The organism is Advenella faeciporci (assembly GCF_014652395.1).
In the GTDB taxonomy this organism is placed as follows: domain Bacteria; phylum Pseudomonadota; class Gammaproteobacteria; order Burkholderiales; family Burkholderiaceae_B; genus Advenella; species Advenella faeciporci.
In genome coordinates this window covers 24,342-43,011 of the sequence record NZ_BMYS01000014.1, presented here as the reverse complement: position 1 = coordinate 43,011, position 18,670 = coordinate 24,342, and the positions used below count along the sequence as shown (strand labels likewise).

Genomic DNA, 18,670 nt, shown 5'->3' with positions numbered 1-18,670 from the left:
CGGAATACAAGCATTGAACACCACCAAACACATTTTAATTGCCGGATGCGGTGATCTTGGCCTGCGTGCCGCACACCTGTTGCTGCAACAAGGTCATGTGGTTTACGGCTTAAGAAGAAACCCTCCCAAGCCACCCATCCCCGCACAAACAACGGTTCCGCAAATAAAATGGATCCCGGCAGACCTGTGCCAGCCAGACAGCATGCAAGCCTTGCCTGAAAAAATCAGCGATATTGTTTATTGCCCCACCCCCTCGCAAAGAACCGAAAACGCCTATCGGGCCATTTTCATACAGGGTCTGGACAATCTGCTGGACAAACTAAACACCACCTGGCTGCGGCGTATTGTTTTCATTTCTTCCAGCGCGGTTTATGGCGAGCATCACGGCAATTGGGTAGATGAGAACACACCCCTGTTGCCGCTGGGGATGAATGGCCGGGTTTTGCAAGAAGCGGAACAGCAATTGCATGCACTGCCTTATAAAAGCATTATCTTGCGATTGTCCGGTCTTTATGGCCCTGAAAAGCTACAGCTTCTTGCAAGGATTCGGGCCGGCCAGACCCGGGTACCCCGCCATGAAACGCATTTTGCAAACCGGATTCACATTGAAGACGCCGCCGCGGCCATTGTGCATTGCCTTCATTTACATCAACCCGCACCCTGTTACCTGGTGAGCGACAACACCCCCCTGCCGATTGACGAACTGTACGACTGGCTGGCAAACGCCATGCAGGTTCCCTGCCCGCCAGAAGGCGCTCCACCGGCGGGCATTGGCAACAAAAGGCTCATCAATACCTTGCTGCTGGAAAGCGGATTTCGCTTGCGCTGGCCCGATACCAAACAGGGGTACACGGCCTTGCTAAATGATCAATCAGTATGAATTTAAAATTAAAAACGGTATTTTTTTTAAAATAATTCAACCCGCCTGATCATCCTGTTTGACAAGGCGGGCACCACGTACCTGTATGAGAACCGCATCAAGCACCCGGTTTTGCCCGTCCCTGATTTCCAGCCGGTGGCGGCCCGGCAAGGGCAGCCAGGCATACGGATTGGCACTGCCCAGATACTGGCCATTCACATACCAGTTCACCGTTTGTGTTGCCCGTCCGGCCGTATTGCCGGCACGCAGCACCAGTCGCTGGTTATCAGCCGGAATGTCAGGATCAAGGGCGATAATGGTGTCATGGGCCGGATGGCTGATAAACAGGGACTGATCCTGCACCACCGGCAATGAGCTCGCCAGGGCAACCTGGGAAAGTTCGGTACCTGGCAAAAAATATTCGGTACGTGAAGGCTCCAGATCCTGTTCAAACACAACCTGCCGGGCCACCACTCCCGCCGGCATGGCGGGCGCTTTGCCAGGCCGGTTCTGGTGCAAATATCCCATCACATCATGCCAAATCGGCCCGGCTCCTGACACACCGGTAATGTCATACATGCTGGCACCACTGCTATTGCCCACCCAAACCCCAACGGTATAGTCCTGCGACCAGCCAATCGTCCAATTGTCACGCATGTCTTTGCTGGTGCCCGTTTTAACGGCGCTCCAGAAAGAAGTACTGAGGGAACTGTCCAACCCAAAGGTGCGGGCCCGCGCCTGGCGATCCGACAGCATATGCCCCACAATCCAGGCCGTTGAGGCGGAAATAAGCGGCTCACCGGAAGCAGGCGGCAAATATTCCTCCCCCGGTACGGCCCAGTTTATGTCACTGTACCGCCCACCATTGGCCAAGGTCCGAAACGCATTGGTCAGGCTCAGCAAGGAGACCTCTGCACTGCCCAGCGCAAGGCTGTAGCCGTAGTAATCACCCGACTGCGCCAGCGGCAGGCCAAGACGGCTTAACAAGTGCTGAAAGGCGTCTGGGGTCACCATGGTCAGCGTGCGCACGGCCGGAATATTCAGGGAAGAAGCCAGCGCCACCCTGACACTGACCCAACCGGAATACTGCCGGTCATAATTTTGCGGCACATACAGGCCTGAACCGGTAGCCAGATTAACCGGGCGGTCATCAAGCAGGGAAGCGGCGGTCAGACGGCCCTGGTCTATGGCTTGCGCATACAGAAACGGTTTGAGGGTTGAACCTGCCTGGCGCAGGGCTCGCACATGATCCACATGGGCCGCACTGGCCAGGTCCGCGGAAGAACCAATGTAGCTCAGGATCTTACCCGTACGGTTGTCCAGCACGACAAGCGCGGCATCATTGGCATTATGCTTTTGCAAAGGCTTGAGATTGCGCCGGATGCTTTGCAATGCATAAACCTGCAAATCGCGGTTTAACGTACTGGTAATAGTGTCAGCAACCGCTTGTCCACTTTCTTTATACAGACCTAGCAAATGGCTGGCATAATGCGGTGCCAGCACCGGATCATCCAGTCTGGCCTGTTGCTGATTGGCCAGGTAATACCCGACAAAGCGATCTAAATGATCACAGTCCTGCGTGAATGCCTGCCGCTGCAAAATTCCGCAGGCACGCAGGGCAACCTTTTGCGCCGGTGCATTGGGAGCCCGTAAAAGCGCTGCCAGCATGGCGCCTTCACGGTGGTTGATACCCGCAGGAAATTTTTGCAACAAGGCGCGGGACACGCTGGCAATACCTGTCAGCTCTCCCCGAAACGGAACCAGATTCAGATAAGCTTCAAGTATCTGTGCTTTGCTCCAGCGTTGCTCCAGTGCCTGGGCCATCATGATCTGCCGGGCTTTTTGCCGATAGGTGCGGGTTCGTTTTTGCCTGAAAAGACGCTCATCCAAAAGACCCACCAGTTGCATGCTTAAAGTTGAAGCCCCACCACTATGACCTTCAAACAGACGTTTATAGACAGCCCCCAGCAAGGCCTGGGGATCTACACCGTGATGCGCATAAAACCGCTTGTCTTCAGAAACCAGCAAGGCATCCAGCATGGCTGGGGAAATATCCTCAATGGTGGTCCATTCACCCCGCCGTTCCCGGAAATCATGTCGCTGCTGCTGCAACAGATGACCCTGCGCATCCAGCAGCGCCACATACGACGGGCGATAGTCTGCCTTGACCGTCTCAAAAGAGGGTACTTCCTGCTGCACCACCATAAGGCGCATCAGGAAAAAGGCCAGCGCCATCACCGCCACTGCGGTCATGGCGCACCAGCCAAGGATACGCCAGCCACGCCGCGCCAATTGCAAACCCATTCCTTATGGCCCTTTCACCTCGAAGCCGGCCGTATTCGGCAATTCCCCATAAACATTGGGTGCATACATGGCTTCCACACGCGTGGGTGGCAACACGTACTGGCCAGGGGTATTCAGACGCACGGTATACTCCACCACCGACTCTCCGGCTGGCAGATATTGGTAATAAGCACGGTACACATCAGCATGGCGCTCAACAAAACTGGGCCCTTCCCGGACATCATTTTTTTCACCTATGGTACTGATCAGCGAATCACGCCCCAGACCACTACCCAGGATGGTGGCACCGGCAGGCACCGGGTCGGAAACAATCACCCAGTTCATGGCCGACTTGGCCTTGAGCAGCAGTCTTACCCGATAAACATCACCCTGGGTCCATTGGGCTTCTGAAGCCCGGCTGACCGGCTCAATGGTTTTCTCTATTACATAACCCGCATAAGCTGGCCGGGTCACCGGCACGGCCGCCAGCGCACTGACGGTTGCCCAAACCCTGCCCTGCCCTTGCTTGTCCAGTGACAGCGATTCAATATCCGTACCCGCCCAGGGAGACAACACTTTCTGGTTAAGGCTCATGTTCTCCCAGGTTTGGGTTTCTCCGGTTTGCGGCACCAGTGTCATGTTTACGCTACCCTTGGTCGGTGTTTTTTCAAACTGCCGGGCAAACTGACCCACGGCCAGGGTTCCCCACAAGTTGGCAGTGGTGGTCGACCACGCCCCTTTCTGCTGCATCTGCAACAGACCCTGCAACATATGGGGAATATCGTTTTCCCACGCCTTGTTACTCATGGCAGCCAGCAGCAGCTTGCCCATATTCGCCTCGTTGTTAAGCATGAGCCACCAGGACGAGTTGCGATCGGTATCGGCAAAAACCATCGCCGTACCCTGACGATCCATGCGCGCGACCAAGGCATGGCGAATCCGCTCCAGCATCTGGCTGCGGTTGGGAATACCCTTGACCCGGGTAACGATATTCATCCAGTCGATGAGCGCAGCGGTTGACCAGCTCTGGGTATCCAGTTTTACCGATGTCAACAGGGAAGGCGTGACCCGGCCATAGCGGGAAAGCGCTTCAAGGGCAATCACGCGGCGTTCCACATTGTCATTGACGGGAGCCCAGGTATTGCGCCGCAATTTGCCCAATACATAGTTGTGCAAACCGTCAAGCATGCGCTCCCGGTAGGTGTCGGGAATACCATCAACCACCCCCTGCTTTTGGGCTTCATCGGCCATGGCAATCAGGTATGCAGTCAAAACCACATCACCATTCAGGACAGCACTGGGGAAGTACATGGCCAAGCCGTCCTGGTCCAGATAAGAGGGCAATTGCTCCATGATGGCATTCCATTTTTCGGGACTGTTCAAGCCTACCGCAATGGAGGAAACCTGTTCAAGGCAGGTATAAGGATAGTTGTTGAACCATTTACGCACATTCTGCAACCCGCCAGCCAGTGTGGGTTGCAACTGGACCTGCACGCCCCCCATCAACCGGCCCGCTTTCTGCAGCGACTCGGGTGGCACTTGCAATTGAAAATTACTTACGGGTACTTCAGGGCTGACCGATAACAAGGCGGCCTGACGCACCGTGACAGGCGTTGCAAGTGACACACCTTGTGTGAATCGCAATTGGTCCTGCGCATGACCGGTGCCGGTTTCAGTGACCCGCAAGGTCCAGTTTAATGTTTGACGGTCAAGGATCGAACCCGAAATGGGTACCTGGACATCCCAGCTCAATTGCCCTGAAGACCCCGCTGCCAGTTCAAGCTCTTGCGCCGGCAATGACTGTGGTGCCACCGCTGTACCGGTAAAGCTGGCCTGTACCCGTGTTTTCATGGCTCGGGCACTGGCATTGCGTACGGTGACCATGGCCTGATAACGGTCGCCTTCGCGCACCACCTGTGGCAAGCCCGGAATAATTTGCAGGTCCTGCGTGGTATGAATGAAAACAGCCCCGTCACCAAACAGCTGCGTACCATGATCGGCCGCCACCAGCACTTTAAAGCGGGAAATCACGTCGTTAAGCGGGATATCAATGGTTGCCTGCCCCTGCCCGTCCAGCTCCACATTGGGCTTCCACAACAAGAGCGTATCGAGCAACTCGCGGGTGGGCGCGCCAATGCCGCCCCCACCGCCCGGTGGCAAGGCTTTACGGCCATAATGCCGACGCCCGATTATTTCCAATTGTGCCGTGGCCGTTTCAACACTGTAAGGACGCACGCCCATCATGCCCTCAAGCAGTTTCCAGCTGGGGTTATCGGCCAGTTCAAGCAGTGCCTGATCCACCACGGCAACCGCCACGGTAGCCCCGGCGGCCGGCCTGCCATCGGGTAAGACGGCCTTAATGGTAGCCTTGGCGGTTTCCCGGATTTTGTACTGTTCCTTGTCGGGTGTTAACTGTATATTGATTTTATGCGCCGGACTTTGTACCCGGATATCGGTCAGGCCAAAACGGAAAGCGGGCTTGGCCAGGTCGATCATGGCCGTGGGCGCTGCCACTTCTTCGCTATCTTTGCCCCAGTTGAACAGGGACAGGCCAGGTGACTGACGGACCCGTCCACGCACAGCCAATACGGATACATACACATTGGGCCCCCATTCGGGTTTGATGTCAAGACTGACGGTTGGATCTTTGCCATCGATATCCACCACTCTGGCTTCCAGCACCCCTTCACGCTCGACAGCCAGCAGTGCGGTTGCCTGCCGAAACGGCATTCTCACCTGGAAACGGGCCTGTTCACCGGCCGCATATTCCTTACGCTCAGGGATGATATCGATGCGGTCATTATTCTCACCGGCAAACCAGAGTTCTTCCTGCCCGACAACCCAGACAGAAGATTCCGCCCGGGACAGGTTCCCCTGCTCATCCCGGACTTGGGCTACCAGGCTGACACGCCCGGTTTCCGTCAGGGAAACATCGCATTCAAGCCGGCCGTCATGATCGGTACGACCCTCACAAACCGTACCCATATCCTGACTCACGCGCTGCGTGTCATAACTGTAAAAACCGCCTACCAAACGTTTGCGTACGGTATGAGAGGTGTATTTGACGGCCTGAACCTGAATGGGGGTTTGCCCAAGCGGTTTGCCAGACGGCGTCAGGGCCAGCGCGGTGATTTTGGCATTTTTACCCTTTTCAAGATAGTAACCGGTACGAATGCCTGCCACGATATTGGCCGGCCAGGCCGCAACCTGCTGGCTCAGGGTTTGGATTTCACCGTTCGGATCCAGGAAGCTGGCTTCAAAGGTAAAGGTTTTGGCTTGTTTAACCTCTGGAACAGGGGTAATTTCCAGCCGTGCCCCTCCTTTGTCATCCAGCTCCAACCGTTTTTTATCCACAAACAGTCGTGTCGCAGAATCAGACTGCTCATAGTCATCTTCATCCTTTATCGTGCGAGGCGGCTCAAAAGAAAAATCGCTGTAATCGGCAAAAGACACTGAGCGGTCCCGTGCCATGGCCGAAATGGTCACAGGCAACTGACCCGCCGCACCACCGGCTATGTAATTAAGTTGCAAATCCAGATCAAGCGCATGCGGTGCAACAATGGCCCCCCCTTCCTGCCCGGGCTGGGCAATTTTCAGGCTACCCGTGAGCAGTGGCAATTTGAAAGCCTCGACCCTGAAAGAAGCGCTGCCAAAATAATCACTGCCCACACTGTCAAACCGTACCTCATACTCACCCAGCTTGGCCGATTTCGGAATCGTCCAGTTCGTGATGGCACTTAGGCCACCACTGGGGCTTGGCTGCCATTCGATGGGAATTTCATAAGTGTCAGAAGAGCCGATATGCGAAATGGTCAATTGCACAGGCCGGCGCCCGGCATCAGGCAACGCAAAACCATCACGGGTTTCGGTGCGGATAAAATGCTTCATGGACACGGTTTCACCGGCACGGAACAGGCTGCGATCAAACACCGTGTGGGTTTTCAGGTCAAGCTGATCACTGCTGTACCCCATGGGCACGTTAAAGCGCCAGGGTTCGATACCCCGGTCCCAGCTGGTCAAGGCAAATGAATAATCCGACATCCCGTTGGCCATGGGATGGGTTTCGGGAATACGCACAGAGACAAAATAACCGCTCATGCCATTGTTTTCGCAATAATCCTTGCCACTGACGGGCTTTTTCAAATGCCAGATACCGTGTTCACCGGTTTGGCCGCCCGCCACCACCTGACCATCGCAAGCCAAGACATTCACCTGCGCATCTGGCACCGGCTTGGCATCATCCAGGGTAGTAACCCAAACCAGAAAATCATCCTTGCCCTTTTTAACGTGCACGCCCAGGTTGGTTACCAATACTGCCGTTCGCACATACATGGGGTTACGGTCTTTCAGCAAGGACTGTCCCAAATGGGCAGACTTGACTTCAAGTACATGAAAGCCGGTTTGCTGCAATGGCAAGCCGATCACTTCAAAATCACGCTCGTTATTGCCACCTGAAGCAGGCAAATTGATTTTGGAGATTTTTTCATTATTGGCCAGGATGGACACCGAGCGGCTATCCACCTCTGTTTTCGGATCTTCCCGGTCCCAGTCAATGGCCAGGTCATTCATGATGGCACGGATATTGGCAGGACTGTAACGAACGTCATCAAGACGACGCACCCGGTGAAACCAGTTAAGCACATCCTGGTCGGTTTGCGGTACAAAATCACTGACCTGTCCCGGAGAAATGAAGTGATCACCCGCCTGCAAATGGCTTTCCACATTGCGTACCGTCAGGGGGACCAGGGCAGGTTGCTCTTTCAATGTTTTGCCCGGCTCGGTTTCGGCGTGTTTTTCTATAATGCCGAAAGTGGATGAGGCAAATTTCACCAACGGTGGAGTACGCCCGAAAGCACTCTTTAACGGAAACTGACTGGCATTGGATAACTGCCTGCCCGCGTCATCCCGAAAATCAGCGGGCAACACCACCCGCATTTCCGCATTTTCCGGAAATGGAGCCGCAAACCTGACACTTTCAACCAGATTATCAGGCGACTCATCCGCCCAGGAAGGGGAATACGTTTTGCCATCCACTTCCAGGGTAATCGCCTTGGCCTGTTCAAGCGAAACCGGGGCGCTAAAGCTTAAGGTAACGGGCTTGACGGGCATGCAGGCGGCATTCTGGTTTTCACGCAGACAGCTGAAACTGACCTTGAAGGGCTCCCTGACCTCATAATTTCGTTCATAGGGCAGTTCAGACAACAAACCGCCGGCACCTTCAAGACCTTTGTTAATAAACAGCTGCATTTTGCCACTGGCAGGAAGGCGTCGGCTGCATTGCACGACTTCAACCTGCCCGGCACGGTCTGACAGATAGTCCAAAGACTGACTTAACAGCTCAAGTTTTTCCTGCTGCCCCAATACCCGCACCGGGATTTGCTCACCATAGCCGGTCACCGTACAAACGGCTTTCCGGGCCAGGGATTGGGGATTGACCGGTGCCGTGAAATTAATCACAAAGGCCTGGTCTTCATCGACCTGGTCACCGTAGGGCACGACATAATCCACCCGGGGACCGCCCGTATTGAAGGTGTATTGAGGTTCTGACTGTACGACCTTGCCCTGCAGGTCACGAAACGCGGGATTGGGGGAAACGGTGCAGGTCACACCAGAGGGCACCCTGCCTTCAAAATCATAAGACCAGTTGGAAACATCACTCCATTTCCCATGGCCTGTCAGCGTAGGGTGATCGCATTTAACCAACAGGGGATCGGGACTGTCGGCACGTCCAAGACGAATTACCGGCTCACTGAAACGAGCCTTGATGCTGCTGACTTCATTAATGCGCCCGGTGGGTATCAGTGACGCTATTTCTGCCGCCTGACCCACAGAGGCCGTACTGGCCAGCAAGACAAAACCCAAGGACACAAAATGCCTTTTATACATTTCCCCTACCCCTATTTTTTAATAGGGCATCAGCTGATGCCATAATTTTTACGTTCTATTCTGAACCGTTATTATGGCATCAGTTTGAAATGTAATAAAGTTTTACTTGCCGGGTAAAAATTTATTGGGTAAAGCGTTGCTGCAGGATATCGACGGCAGGCAATGTCTTGCCTTCCAGGAATTCCAGAAAAGCACCACCACCGGTAGAGATATAGCCAACCTTGTCGGCAATGCCAAATTTGGCAATCGCGGCCAGGGTGTCGCCACCACCGGCAATTGAAAAGCCTTCGGATTCGGCAATCGCTTCGGCAATTTTTTTCGTACCATTGGCAAAAGCGTCGAACTCAAACACGCCCACCGGACCGTTCCAGACGATGGTTCCGGCATTTTTCAGGATATCAGCCAGGGTATTGGCGGTTTGCCCGCCAATATCAAAAATCATGTCGTCATCGGCCACTTCTGTAGCGGCTTTTTCAGTGGCGGGAGTATCGGCAGAAAAAGACTTGCCACAAACCACATCAACCGGAATGGGTACACTGGCACCGCGCTTGGCCATGATATCAATCACGGTTTTGGCCTGGTCTATTTGATCAGGTTCGGCCAGGGACTTGCCAATATTCAGACCACTGGCCAACATGAAGGTATTGGCAATACCACCGCCTACCACAAGCTGGTCCACACGTTCGGCCAAGGCTTGCAAGATGGACAGTTTGCTGGATACCTTGGAGCCGCCCACAATGGCAACCATTGGGCGTTTGGGGTTTTGCAGCACACGTCCCAAAGCGGCCAGTTCGGCCTCAAGAAGCGGACCGGCACACGCAACCGGCGCAAACCGGGCCATGCCGTGCGTGGTGGCTTCGGCACGGTGCGCCGTACCAAATGCATCATTAACGTAAACATCACAAAGCGCGGCCATTTTGCGGGACAGTGCTTCGTCATTTTTTTTCTCGCCCACATTCACGCGGCAATTTTCCAGCAACACAACTTGGCCGGGCGCCACGTCAACGCCGCCATCCACCCAGTTCTGAACCAGCTCAACCGGCTGGCCCAGCAATTCGGACAAACGGGCGGCCACGGATGCCAGACTGTCTTTATCGGTCAGGGTGCCTTCGGTGGGACGTCCCAGGTGAGACGTGACCAGGACGGCAGCGCCGGCTTCCAGGGCCATTTTAATGGCCGGTACCGAAGCCCTCACACGGGTATCTTCAGTAATAATACCCTGATCATTCAGGGGTACATTTAAATCGGAACGGATAAACACACGTTTACCCTTGAGTTGATCCGCCTTGGCCAGTGCGGAAAGCGTTTGAACGTTTAGCATTATTTTTGCATGTCCTTGATTTATGATTATCGACTGCATGGAGCAGGCCATTTCATGCAGACCGCGCATCCATTCATTGTGATTTGACAATATTGATTGTGATAAGGAAAAACGGCATCTAAGGAACCGGATGCCGTTTTTCGTGAATTGCTGAATGAACTGATTATTTGGCGTTCATTAAGGCAACAGTGGTGTCGAGCATACGGTTGGAGAAGCCCCACTCGTTATCGTACCAGGATGCAACTTTAACCAGTTTGCCGGAAACCTTGGTTAAGGTGGCATCAAAAGAGCTGGAGGCCGGGTTATGGTTGAAGTCGATGGAAACCAGCGGTGCTTCGTTGTAATCCAGGATGCCTTTCAGGGCGCCTTCAGATGCGGTTTTCAGGATCGCGTTAACTTCTTCAACGCTTGTTTCACGGCTGGCGATGAAAGACAGGTCCACCATGGAAACGTTGATGGTTGGAACACGGATCGCGTAGCCATCCAGTTTGCCGTTCAGTTCGGGCAATACCAGGCCAACGGCAGCCGCGGCACCGGTTTTGGTGGGGATCATGCTCATGGTGGCAGAACGTGCACGACGCAGGTCTTCGTGGTAGACGTCGGTCAATACCTGGTCATTGGTATACGCATGAACGGTAGTCATCAAACCGGTTTCAACGCCCAGGGCTTCGTGCAGGGGCTGAACCAGCGGGGCCAGGCAGTTGGTGGTGCAGGATGCGTTGGAAATAACGGTATCAGTCGCTTTCAGGACCTGGTGATTAACGCCGTATACGATGGTAGCGTCAACATCTTTGCCGCCGGGCGCGGAAATAATGACTTTTTTGGCACCGCCTTTCAGGTGGGCACTGGCTTTTTCCTTGCTGGTGAAAAAACCGGTACATTCCAGCACCACGTCAACATTGAGCTCGCCCCATGGCAATTCTGCCGGATTACGGTTGGCCAGCACGCGGATTTTGTCACCGTTAACCACCATGTAATCGCCATCAACCGTTACCGTACCGGGGAACTTGCCGTGGGCAGTGTCGTACTGGGTCAGATGGGCATTGGTTTTAGGGTCGCCCAAGTCATTGATAGCGACAATTTCAATATCATGTGATTTGCCACTTTCGTAGTGGGCACGTAATACATTGCGGCCGATACGACCGTATCCATTGATTGCAACACGAATGGTCATTACATTCTCTCCTGGTTTATAAAACTTGCTTGACTGCGTCGGCCACTTTTTCGGAAGTCAGGCCAAAATGCTTGAATAAAACGCCAGCGGGTGCCGATTCACCATAGGTATCAATACCCACCACAACACCGTCGCGTCCGGTATATTTATACCAGATGGAAGACACCCCTGCCTCTACGGCCACACAAGGCAACTCTTTTGGCAACACTGAATCTTTCCACTCTTTTGACTGGCGGTCAAATACATTGGTGCTTGGCATGGAAACCACGCGCACCGGAATATTTTCACTGGCCAGGGCTTCCTGAGCTTTCAGGGCAATTTCAATTTCGGAGCCCGTGGCGATAATAATGGCTTTAGCCTGATCGGCATCGCGCAATACGTAGCCACCCTTTTCAATATTGGCCAACCCTTCGGGGCTACGCTCGACAAAAGGCAGATTTTGACGCGACAGCAGCAAGGCACTGGGACCGCCATGCTGTACGTTTGTACCCAGGCTGGCCGGACGGCTGACTGCTGATTTCCAGGCAATGGCGGTTTCCACCGTATCGCAAGGGCGCCATACATCCAGGTTGGGAATCAGGCGCAGGCTGGCGGCGTGCTCGACGGACTGGTGGGTGGGGCCGTCTTCACCCAATCCGATGGAATCATGGGTAAAAACATGCACCACACGCTGCTTCATGAGTGCGGCCATGCGAATCGCATTGCGGGAATAATCGGAAAAGGTCAGGAAGGTGCCGCCAAATGGCAGGTAACCGCCATGCAGGGCAATACCGTTCATGATACCGGCCATGCCGAATTCACGTACGCCATAATTGATATGACGGCCAAACTGCAAACCATTGCTGTTGGCACGAACCGGCGCAACCCCTTTCCAGTCGGTAAAGTTGGAACCGGTCAGGTCGGCGGAGCCACCCAGGAATTCGGGCAGGATTTCAGCCAGGGCACCAATGGCAAACTGGGAAGCCTTACGTGAAGCAACCGTTTCAGCCTTATTAACCGTCGCTTGCAGGTAAGCATTGAATTGATCGGCAAAACCGGCAGGCAGTTCGCCGTTCATGCGACGGGCCAGCTCTTTGGCTTGCTCGGGAAATTCTTGTGTATACCGGTCAAAACGTGTTTGCCATTCGTCTTGCAACTGAATGCCACGCTCTACCTGGCTCCAGCCCTGGTAAATTTCGCTGGAAATTTCAAAAGCAGGCAGATCCCAGCCAATCGCGGCACGGGTTGCCTCGATCTCGGTGGCACCCAGTGGTGAGCCATGCACTTTTTCAGAGCCGGCCATATTGGGCGCCCCTTTACCGATAACCGTCTTGCAGCAGATAAGGGTGGGGCCGGCATTTTCGCCAAGCGCGGCTTCTTTGGCCTGTGCAATGGCACGATCAACAGCGTCCACATCGTGACCGTCCACATCGCGAATCACGTTCCAGCCATAGGCTTCAAAACGTTTGGGGGTGTCATCGGCAAACCAGTTTTGCACCTGACCGTCGATGGAAATGCCATTGTCATCGTACAGAACGATTAAACGGGAAAGTTTTAACGTGCCGGCCAATGAAGCCACTTCGTGGGAGATGCCTTCCATCAGGCAGCCGTCACCGACAAAGGTGTAGGTGAAGTGATCAATGACAGGCAGACCGGGTTTATTGAATTCCAACGCCAGCAAGCGTTCTGCCAGGGCAAAACCGACCGCATTGGCAATACCTTGCCCGAGGGGGCCTGTGGTGGTTTCGACACCGGCGGTAATGCCCACTTCGGGGTGTCCCGGTGTTTGGGAGTGCAACTGGCGGAAGTTTTTCAGTTCTTCGATGGAAAGATCGTAACCGGTAAGGTGCAGCAAGGCATACAAAAGCATGGATCCATGACCATTGGACAGCACGAAGCGGTCACGATCAAACCAGGCTGGATTTTGCGGATTATGGCGCAAATGCCGTGTCCATAAAGCCTGTGCAATTTCTGCCATACCCATGGGGGCACCGGGATGACCGGAATTTGCCTTTTGAACGGCATCCATGGCAAGCGCACGGATTGCATTTGAAAGAAGTGACGGATTATTGCTTGTGGCAGTATTCTTCATGAGTGTCCTATCTTGCGATATATATACTATCTTGCGAACAAATTTTTTCAATAACCTATAATTTTAGCACTCTAAACCTTGCACTTTGCCGACTGCCTGTATAAAGTAAAATTTATCCATGCAATTGCCTTGCCTGCAGGGCTAAACTTACGCGCAGGCTTATGGCCCGCCCCTGTCAATCAGGATTAACCTGTTTATTCATACGGTTTATTTTCAATGGCTACTCCCCGGTTTTATTGTCCCATCCCACTACCCCTTAACGAAACCATCGCCCTGCCCGACAATGTCGCCCACCATGCCTCGCGAGCCCTGCGCCTGCGTGAAGGGGATGAAATCGTCCTGTTTGACGGAAAGCACGGGCAATACCATGCCGAATTGCTATTCACAAACGGCAAAGCCATGGCCGCCATCAAGCACTACAATGCACAGGAGCATGAACTCAAGGGCAAAATCACCCTGGTCCAGGGCTTGCCTTCGGGCGATAAAATGGACTGGATTATCGAAAAGGCCAGCGAACTGGGCGTACAGCATTTAATACCCGTTCAGGCAGAGCGAAGCGTATTGAATTTAACCGGCAGCCGTCTTGAAAAGCGTCAGGATCACTGGGAAAAAGTAGCCATATCAGCCGGTGAGCAGTGCGGCAGAAACCGGATATTGCAAATAGAACCCCTGCAAACACTGGCCCGGTTTGTGGCTGACCATCCCCAACCGGATAACAAGCTGCTGTGTCATCCCGAAGGCGGCACCGATCTGGTCGCTTACCTGAAAGCACGGCCTGATATCAAGGAAATTTGCCTGATTGTTGGCCCTGAAGGGGGATGGTCTGACCGGGAGCTGGATTTACTCAAAAAAAATGGCGCCCGCCAAATTACTTATGGGTCAAGGATTTTGCGTACCGAAACAGCAGGCCTGGCACTCACGGCAGCCTGCTCGGCATTAATGGACTGGGTTTGAAATCAGCAAGAACAGACCAAACCGGTAAAGGCCGCTTCCTGCACTTTTTATTGTCGTTTATTTGCCCTGGCTCTCGGCATAAGGCGCAGGTGCCACACCAGGCTCTGGGTCGGAATGTTTGCCCACATGCTCTATTGAATACACAAAAACCCGATCCTTGTCAGCGGCAAACTCAAGGGTATCATTCAGGATACCCTGAATATCCCGGGCATCATCAGCCAGGGTTGGGTCACCCGAATGCAGGTTTTTAATCCAGAGCACCATCCCTTTTTTCTGGTCCAGCAGGGTTTCTCCCAAACAGTCCAGCAAGGCATCCATATTGTTGCCAAAGAAAACCGGATAATCCACGGCTTTGGCCAATGCCCTTAAAATGGCGGAACGGTTCCTGGCCTTGTCACAATCAGCGGAAAAAAACGTCAGGCCCATTTCTTCAGCCAAAGCGGCAACATCTTCCTGCTTCCGGGCGTCAGCCTTGATTTCTCCGCCAGAAGACAGAATCTTCGTTAACGTATTTTCTGATTTTTTACTCATGATGCGCCCTCATTAAAAAACGCCTTAATTTCATCTATTCGCTGCATCGTATCCACATAAGCGAGATTTATCAACTCTGTTGTGAAATCCGCCTCAAATAATAAATGAGAGGCAACAATACTACCTGTATGAACGCCACCTTTGGAAGAGACGCCCAAAACGCGCAAAAACGCACGTACGGTCTGTGGCATGCAATTTAAATGCATCATGGCGATTTCGTCAATAGATTTGCTCGGACTTAGCGTAAGAACATCAATGGTTTTCAGGGCCGGCCTGACATCGGTCTGTTCGGGAATCACCTTTAACAGGGAGTTTATACGGTGAATGCGTTCCAGATCAATAGAAAGCCCATCCACAAAAATATCCGAAAGGGCATGCCCGCCCAATTGGGCCAGGGTTGGATAACTTTCCGAGCAATGTTCAAAAGAAACCTCTTCCTGTCTATTGTGATCCGTCGTGCTGATGACCACCACCTTTTCCGCCCCAAGATGAATGGCGGGGCTGATGGGGGCCAACTGTCGCATGGAGCCATCGCCACACCACTCGGTATGGGCCTGAACGGAAAGACATTGTGCAGGAAACACAAACGGTATAGCGCTGGAGGCCATTAAGTGACTTAGCTTGATGTCACAGGCAACCGATTTTCGCCTGAAGCCCTGCCATTCCTGCAGGGTATGTTTGGACTGGTAAAACGTTAAGTGGGTACCCGTGGTATAACTGGTTGCGGTAATAGCCAGCGCAGACAGATCGTGATTGAGCAGGTTATGCCTGAGATTGTCAAAGTGCATGAACCGGCCCAGCAAATGCGCCAAAGGCCGGTTATCAAGCAAAGACTTGGGGCTTTGCGCCCTGATAAACGGGCTGGCCCAACCAAACATCAACAGGGACAGCCAGCGGGTTGCATTACCAAAAACCCCCACCGGATCAGAACGGTATACCTGGCTGGTTTTGATATTACTCCAGATATGACGCAGGCGTCTGACCGAAGCATGCGGAAAGGCTGCCCGACAGGCATACCCTGTTGCATTGATTGCCCCGGCGGAAGATCCGCATATAATCTGGAACGGATTGCGAAAGCCGGGACGGCGATGGGGGTCAAGAATATCAAGCAGCGCCCAAAGCACCCCTATTTGGTAAGCGGCCTTGGCCCCGCCACCGGTAAACACCAATCCTACAGGTGCTTCCCGGTGCGAGGCGGCATGATCAGAGGCCTGTGAATTTATTTCCGGGTGTATTGGCATCAACAACCGTCAGTGCCGCCATATTGACAATGCGACGCACTGTCGAGCTGGCAGTCAGGATATGGACAGGCGCGTTCACCCCCAACAGGAACGGCCCCACTGCCACGTTGCCCCCGGCACATGTCTTAAGCAGGTTATAGGCAATATTGCCGGCATCCACATTGGGACAAATCAACAGGTTGGCGCTGCCCGACAGGGTACTTGAAGGCAGGATACGCTTGCGGACATCTTCATCAAGCGCCGCATCCGCGTGCATTTCACCGTCAATTTCCAGACCGGGTTCCTGTTCACGGATAATGCCCAGGGCTTCACGCATCTTGGAGCCGGACATCGGGTTATCGGTCCCGAAGTTTGAGCTGGACAACAAGGCAACTTTGGGCTCGATTTGCAAATGACGCATTTCTTCGGCCGCCATCCGGGTAATTTCAGCCACTTCGGCCGCAGAGGGATCGGCATTTACGTGAGTATCGGCCACCGCGACCGTTCGCTCAGACATCAGCAGGATATTCATGGCACCGTAAGTCGTGATGCCAGGTGCCTTGCCAATGACCTGGTCAACCAGGCGCAGGTGATTGGCGTAAGTACCGACCGTACCGCAAATCATGCCATCGGCATCACCCAGCTTAACCATCATGGCGCCAATCAGCGTCAAACGGCGGCGCATTTCAACCCGGGCAAATTCCTGGGTTACCCCTTTGCGATTCATCATTTCCCAGTAGGTTGTCCAGTACTGTTTGAAACGGGGATCATTTTCAGAATTGGTGACATCGACATCTTCGCCAAGACAAATGCGCAGGCCAAATTGACGGATGCGGTTTTCAAGAATGGCAGGACGGCCAACCAGTATGGGCCGGCAGATTTTTTCGTCGATCAGGACCTGTACCGCACGCAGAACCCGTTCATCTTCACCCTCGGTAAACACGATACGGGATTTACCGCCGTCGCGAACATATGAGCGAGCCAGCGAGAACATGGGTTTCATGAAAGAACCGGAATGATAGACAAACTGCTGCAACTGTTCAGCGTAAGCCTCGAGATCTTCAATGGGACGGGTGGCAACACCATCTTCCATGGCTGCTTTGGCCACGGCAGGGGCAATCCTGACAATCAGGCGGGGATCAAAGGGTTTGGGAATGAGGTATCCAGGACCAAAATCAAGCTGGTTACCGCCATAAGCGGCAGCAACAATGTCGTTAGGTTCTTCCTGGGCCAGCTTGCAAATGGCATGCACCACCGCCTTTTCCATGCCACGGGTAATCGTGGTGGCACCCACATCAAGGGCTCCCCTGAAAATATACGGAAAGCAAAGCACGTTGTTGACCTGGTTGGGATAATCGGAACGGCCGGTTGCCATCACCACATCATCACGGACGGCATGTGCGTCTTCGGGCAAGATCTCGGGGCTGGGATTGGCCAGGGCCAGAATCAGTGGATTCGGCTTCATTTTCAACAGCATTTCAGGCTTCAGTACACCACCGGCGGACAGCCCCAGGAAAGCATCGGCGTCTTCCATAATTTCAGCCAGTGTACGCAATGGAGTCTCCTGGGCAAAGCGTTCCTTGGCAGGATCCATCAATTCCTTGCGTCCCTTGTAAACCACGCCTTCAATATCTGAAACCCAGATATTTTCAATAGGCAAACCCATATCAACCAGCAAGTCAAGGCAGGCAAGTGCTGCGGCTCCGGCACCGGACGTAACCAGCTTAATGTTCCTGATATCCTTGCCAACCACCTTCAGGCCATTCAGAAAGGCCGAGACAACAGTGATGGCAGTACCGTGCTGGTCATCATGAAAAACCGGGATTTTCAGGCGTTCACGCAGTTTTTTCTCTACCAGAAAACATTCGGGTGCCTTGATGTCCTCCAGGTTGATGCCACCAAAAGTGGGCTCAAGTCCGGCAATGATCTCAACCAGTTTCTCGGGATCATTCTCGTTGATTTCAATATCAAAAACATCAATACCGGCAAATTTCTTGAACAGGACCGCCTTGCCTTCCATGACGGGCTTAGAGGCCAGGGGGCCAATATTACCCAACCCCAGCACGGCAGTACCATTGGTAATCACGCCAACCAGGTTGCCACGGGCGGTATATTGAATCGCATTGGCAGGGTTGCTGACAATTTCATCACAGGCAGCCGCCACGCCAGGTGAATAAGCCAGCGCCAGATCTCGCTGGTTTGATAATTGTTTGGTCGGCGTTACGGAGATTTTGCCCGGACGGCCTTTTTTATGATATTCCAAAGCGGCGGCGCGTAAACTTTCATCCATTTTTGAATCCTGTACAGACTAGTGTATGAGTATTGAGCTCTCTATCATACGAAAAATACGTCCGAATTGCACGATGAATCA

At 53.5% G+C, this 18,670-nt stretch carries 10 protein-coding genes; 2 read left to right on the top strand and 8 right to left on the bottom strand.

From position 1 onward, the window contains the following. The first annotated feature begins 13 nt into the window (after positions 1–13). The gene (locus IE074_RS10090) at positions 14–880 is read left to right on the top strand and encodes an NAD-dependent epimerase/dehydratase family protein (protein ID WP_189385344.1); all 867 of its coding nucleotides are present in this window, start codon (positions 14–16) and stop codon (positions 878–880) included. Positions 881–916: 36 nt separating this feature from the next. Here the strand turns inward: IE074_RS10090 and pbpC are convergent, their stop codons facing one another. The 5 genes from pbpC to tkt form a co-directional block, all read right to left on the bottom strand. Further along, positions 917–3,163, bottom strand: coding sequence for a penicillin-binding protein 1C (gene pbpC, locus IE074_RS10085; RefSeq protein ID WP_344985128.1), 2,247 nt, complete (start codon positions 3,161–3,163; stop codon positions 917–919). 3 nt (positions 3,164–3,166) lie between these two features. After that, complete coding sequence (locus IE074_RS10080) at positions 3,167–9,028, bottom strand: alpha-2-macroglobulin family protein (RefSeq protein WP_189385343.1); 5,862 nt, start codon at positions 9,026–9,028, stop codon at positions 3,167–3,169. Positions 9,029–9,149: 121 nt separating this feature from the next. Further along, complete coding sequence (locus IE074_RS10075) at positions 9,150–10,349, bottom strand: phosphoglycerate kinase (RefSeq protein ID WP_189385342.1); 1,200 nt, start codon at positions 10,347–10,349, stop codon at positions 9,150–9,152. 163 nt (positions 10,350–10,512) lie between these two features. Further along, positions 10,513–11,523, bottom strand: a complete 1,011-nt coding sequence (gene gap, locus IE074_RS10070; protein WP_189385341.1) for a type I glyceraldehyde-3-phosphate dehydrogenase — start codon at positions 11,521–11,523, stop codon at positions 10,513–10,515. 16 nt (positions 11,524–11,539) lie between these two features. After that, positions 11,540–13,594 carry a transketolase gene (tkt, locus tag IE074_RS10065; RefSeq protein WP_189385340.1) on the bottom strand — a complete coding sequence of 685 codons (2,055 nt, stop codon included), beginning with the start codon at positions 13,592–13,594 and terminating at the stop codon, positions 11,540–11,542. Positions 13,595–13,810: 216 nt separating this feature from the next. On the opposite strand from tkt, the gene IE074_RS10060 reads away from it, so the two are divergent. After that, the gene (locus IE074_RS10060; RefSeq protein ID WP_189385339.1) at positions 13,811–14,548 is read left to right on the top strand and encodes a 16S rRNA (uracil(1498)-N(3))-methyltransferase; all 738 of its coding nucleotides are present in this window, start codon (positions 13,811–13,813) and stop codon (positions 14,546–14,548) included. Positions 14,549–14,605: 57 nt separating this feature from the next. On the opposite strand, the gene IE074_RS10055 is transcribed toward IE074_RS10060, so the two are convergent. From IE074_RS10055 to IE074_RS10045, 3 genes are read right to left on the bottom strand one after another with little or no spacing between them, the layout of a single operon-like run. Further along, a complete protein-coding gene (locus IE074_RS10055) occupies positions 14,606–15,079 on the bottom strand; it encodes a barstar family protein (protein WP_189385338.1) in 474 nt (157 codons plus the stop codon). Beyond that, positions 15,076–16,320, bottom strand: coding sequence for a patatin-like phospholipase family protein (locus IE074_RS10050; RefSeq protein WP_189385337.1), 1,245 nt, complete (start codon positions 16,318–16,320; stop codon positions 15,076–15,078). The genes IE074_RS10055 and IE074_RS10050 overlap by 4 nt, the downstream gene beginning before the upstream one ends. Beyond that, the gene (locus IE074_RS10045; protein ID WP_189385336.1) at positions 16,283–18,589 is read right to left on the bottom strand and encodes an NADP-dependent malic enzyme; all 2,307 of its coding nucleotides are present in this window, start codon (positions 18,587–18,589) and stop codon (positions 16,283–16,285) included. The genes IE074_RS10050 and IE074_RS10045 overlap by 38 nt, the downstream gene beginning before the upstream one ends. Between the last annotated feature and the right edge of the window lie 81 nt (positions 18,590–18,670).

What these genes read in the sequence shown, in the direction of transcription:
- pbpC (WP_344985128.1), bottom strand. Translation starts at nt 3,163, where the DNA reads ATGGGTTTGCAATTGGCGCGGCGTGGCTGGCGTATCCTTGGCTGGTGC.
- IE074_RS10080 (WP_189385343.1), bottom strand. Translation starts at nt 9,028, where the DNA reads ATGTATAAAAGGCATTTTGTGTCCTTGGGTTTTGTCTTGCTGGCCAGT.
- IE074_RS10075 (WP_189385342.1), bottom strand. Translation starts at nt 10,349, where the DNA reads ATGCTAAACGTTCAAACGCTTTCCGCACTGGCCAAGGCGGATCAACTC.
- gap (WP_189385341.1), bottom strand. Translation starts at nt 11,523, where the DNA reads ATGACCATTCGTGTTGCAATCAATGGATACGGTCGTATCGGCCGCAAT.
- tkt (WP_189385340.1), bottom strand. Translation starts at nt 13,594, where the DNA reads ATGAAGAATACTGCCACAAGCAATAATCCGTCACTTCTTTCAAATGCA.
- IE074_RS10060 (WP_189385339.1), top strand. Translation starts at nt 13,811, where the DNA reads ATGGCTACTCCCCGGTTTTATTGTCCCATCCCACTACCCCTTAACGAA.
- IE074_RS10055 (WP_189385338.1), bottom strand. Translation starts at nt 15,079, where the DNA reads ATGAGTAAAAAATCAGAAAATACGTTAACGAAGATTCTGTCTTCTGGC.
- IE074_RS10050 (WP_189385337.1), bottom strand. Translation starts at nt 16,320, where the DNA reads ATGCCAATACACCCGGAAATAAATTCACAGGCCTCTGATCATGCCGCC.
- IE074_RS10045 (WP_189385336.1), bottom strand. Translation starts at nt 18,589, where the DNA reads ATGGATGAAAGTTTACGCGCCGCCGCTTTGGAATATCATAAAAAAGGC.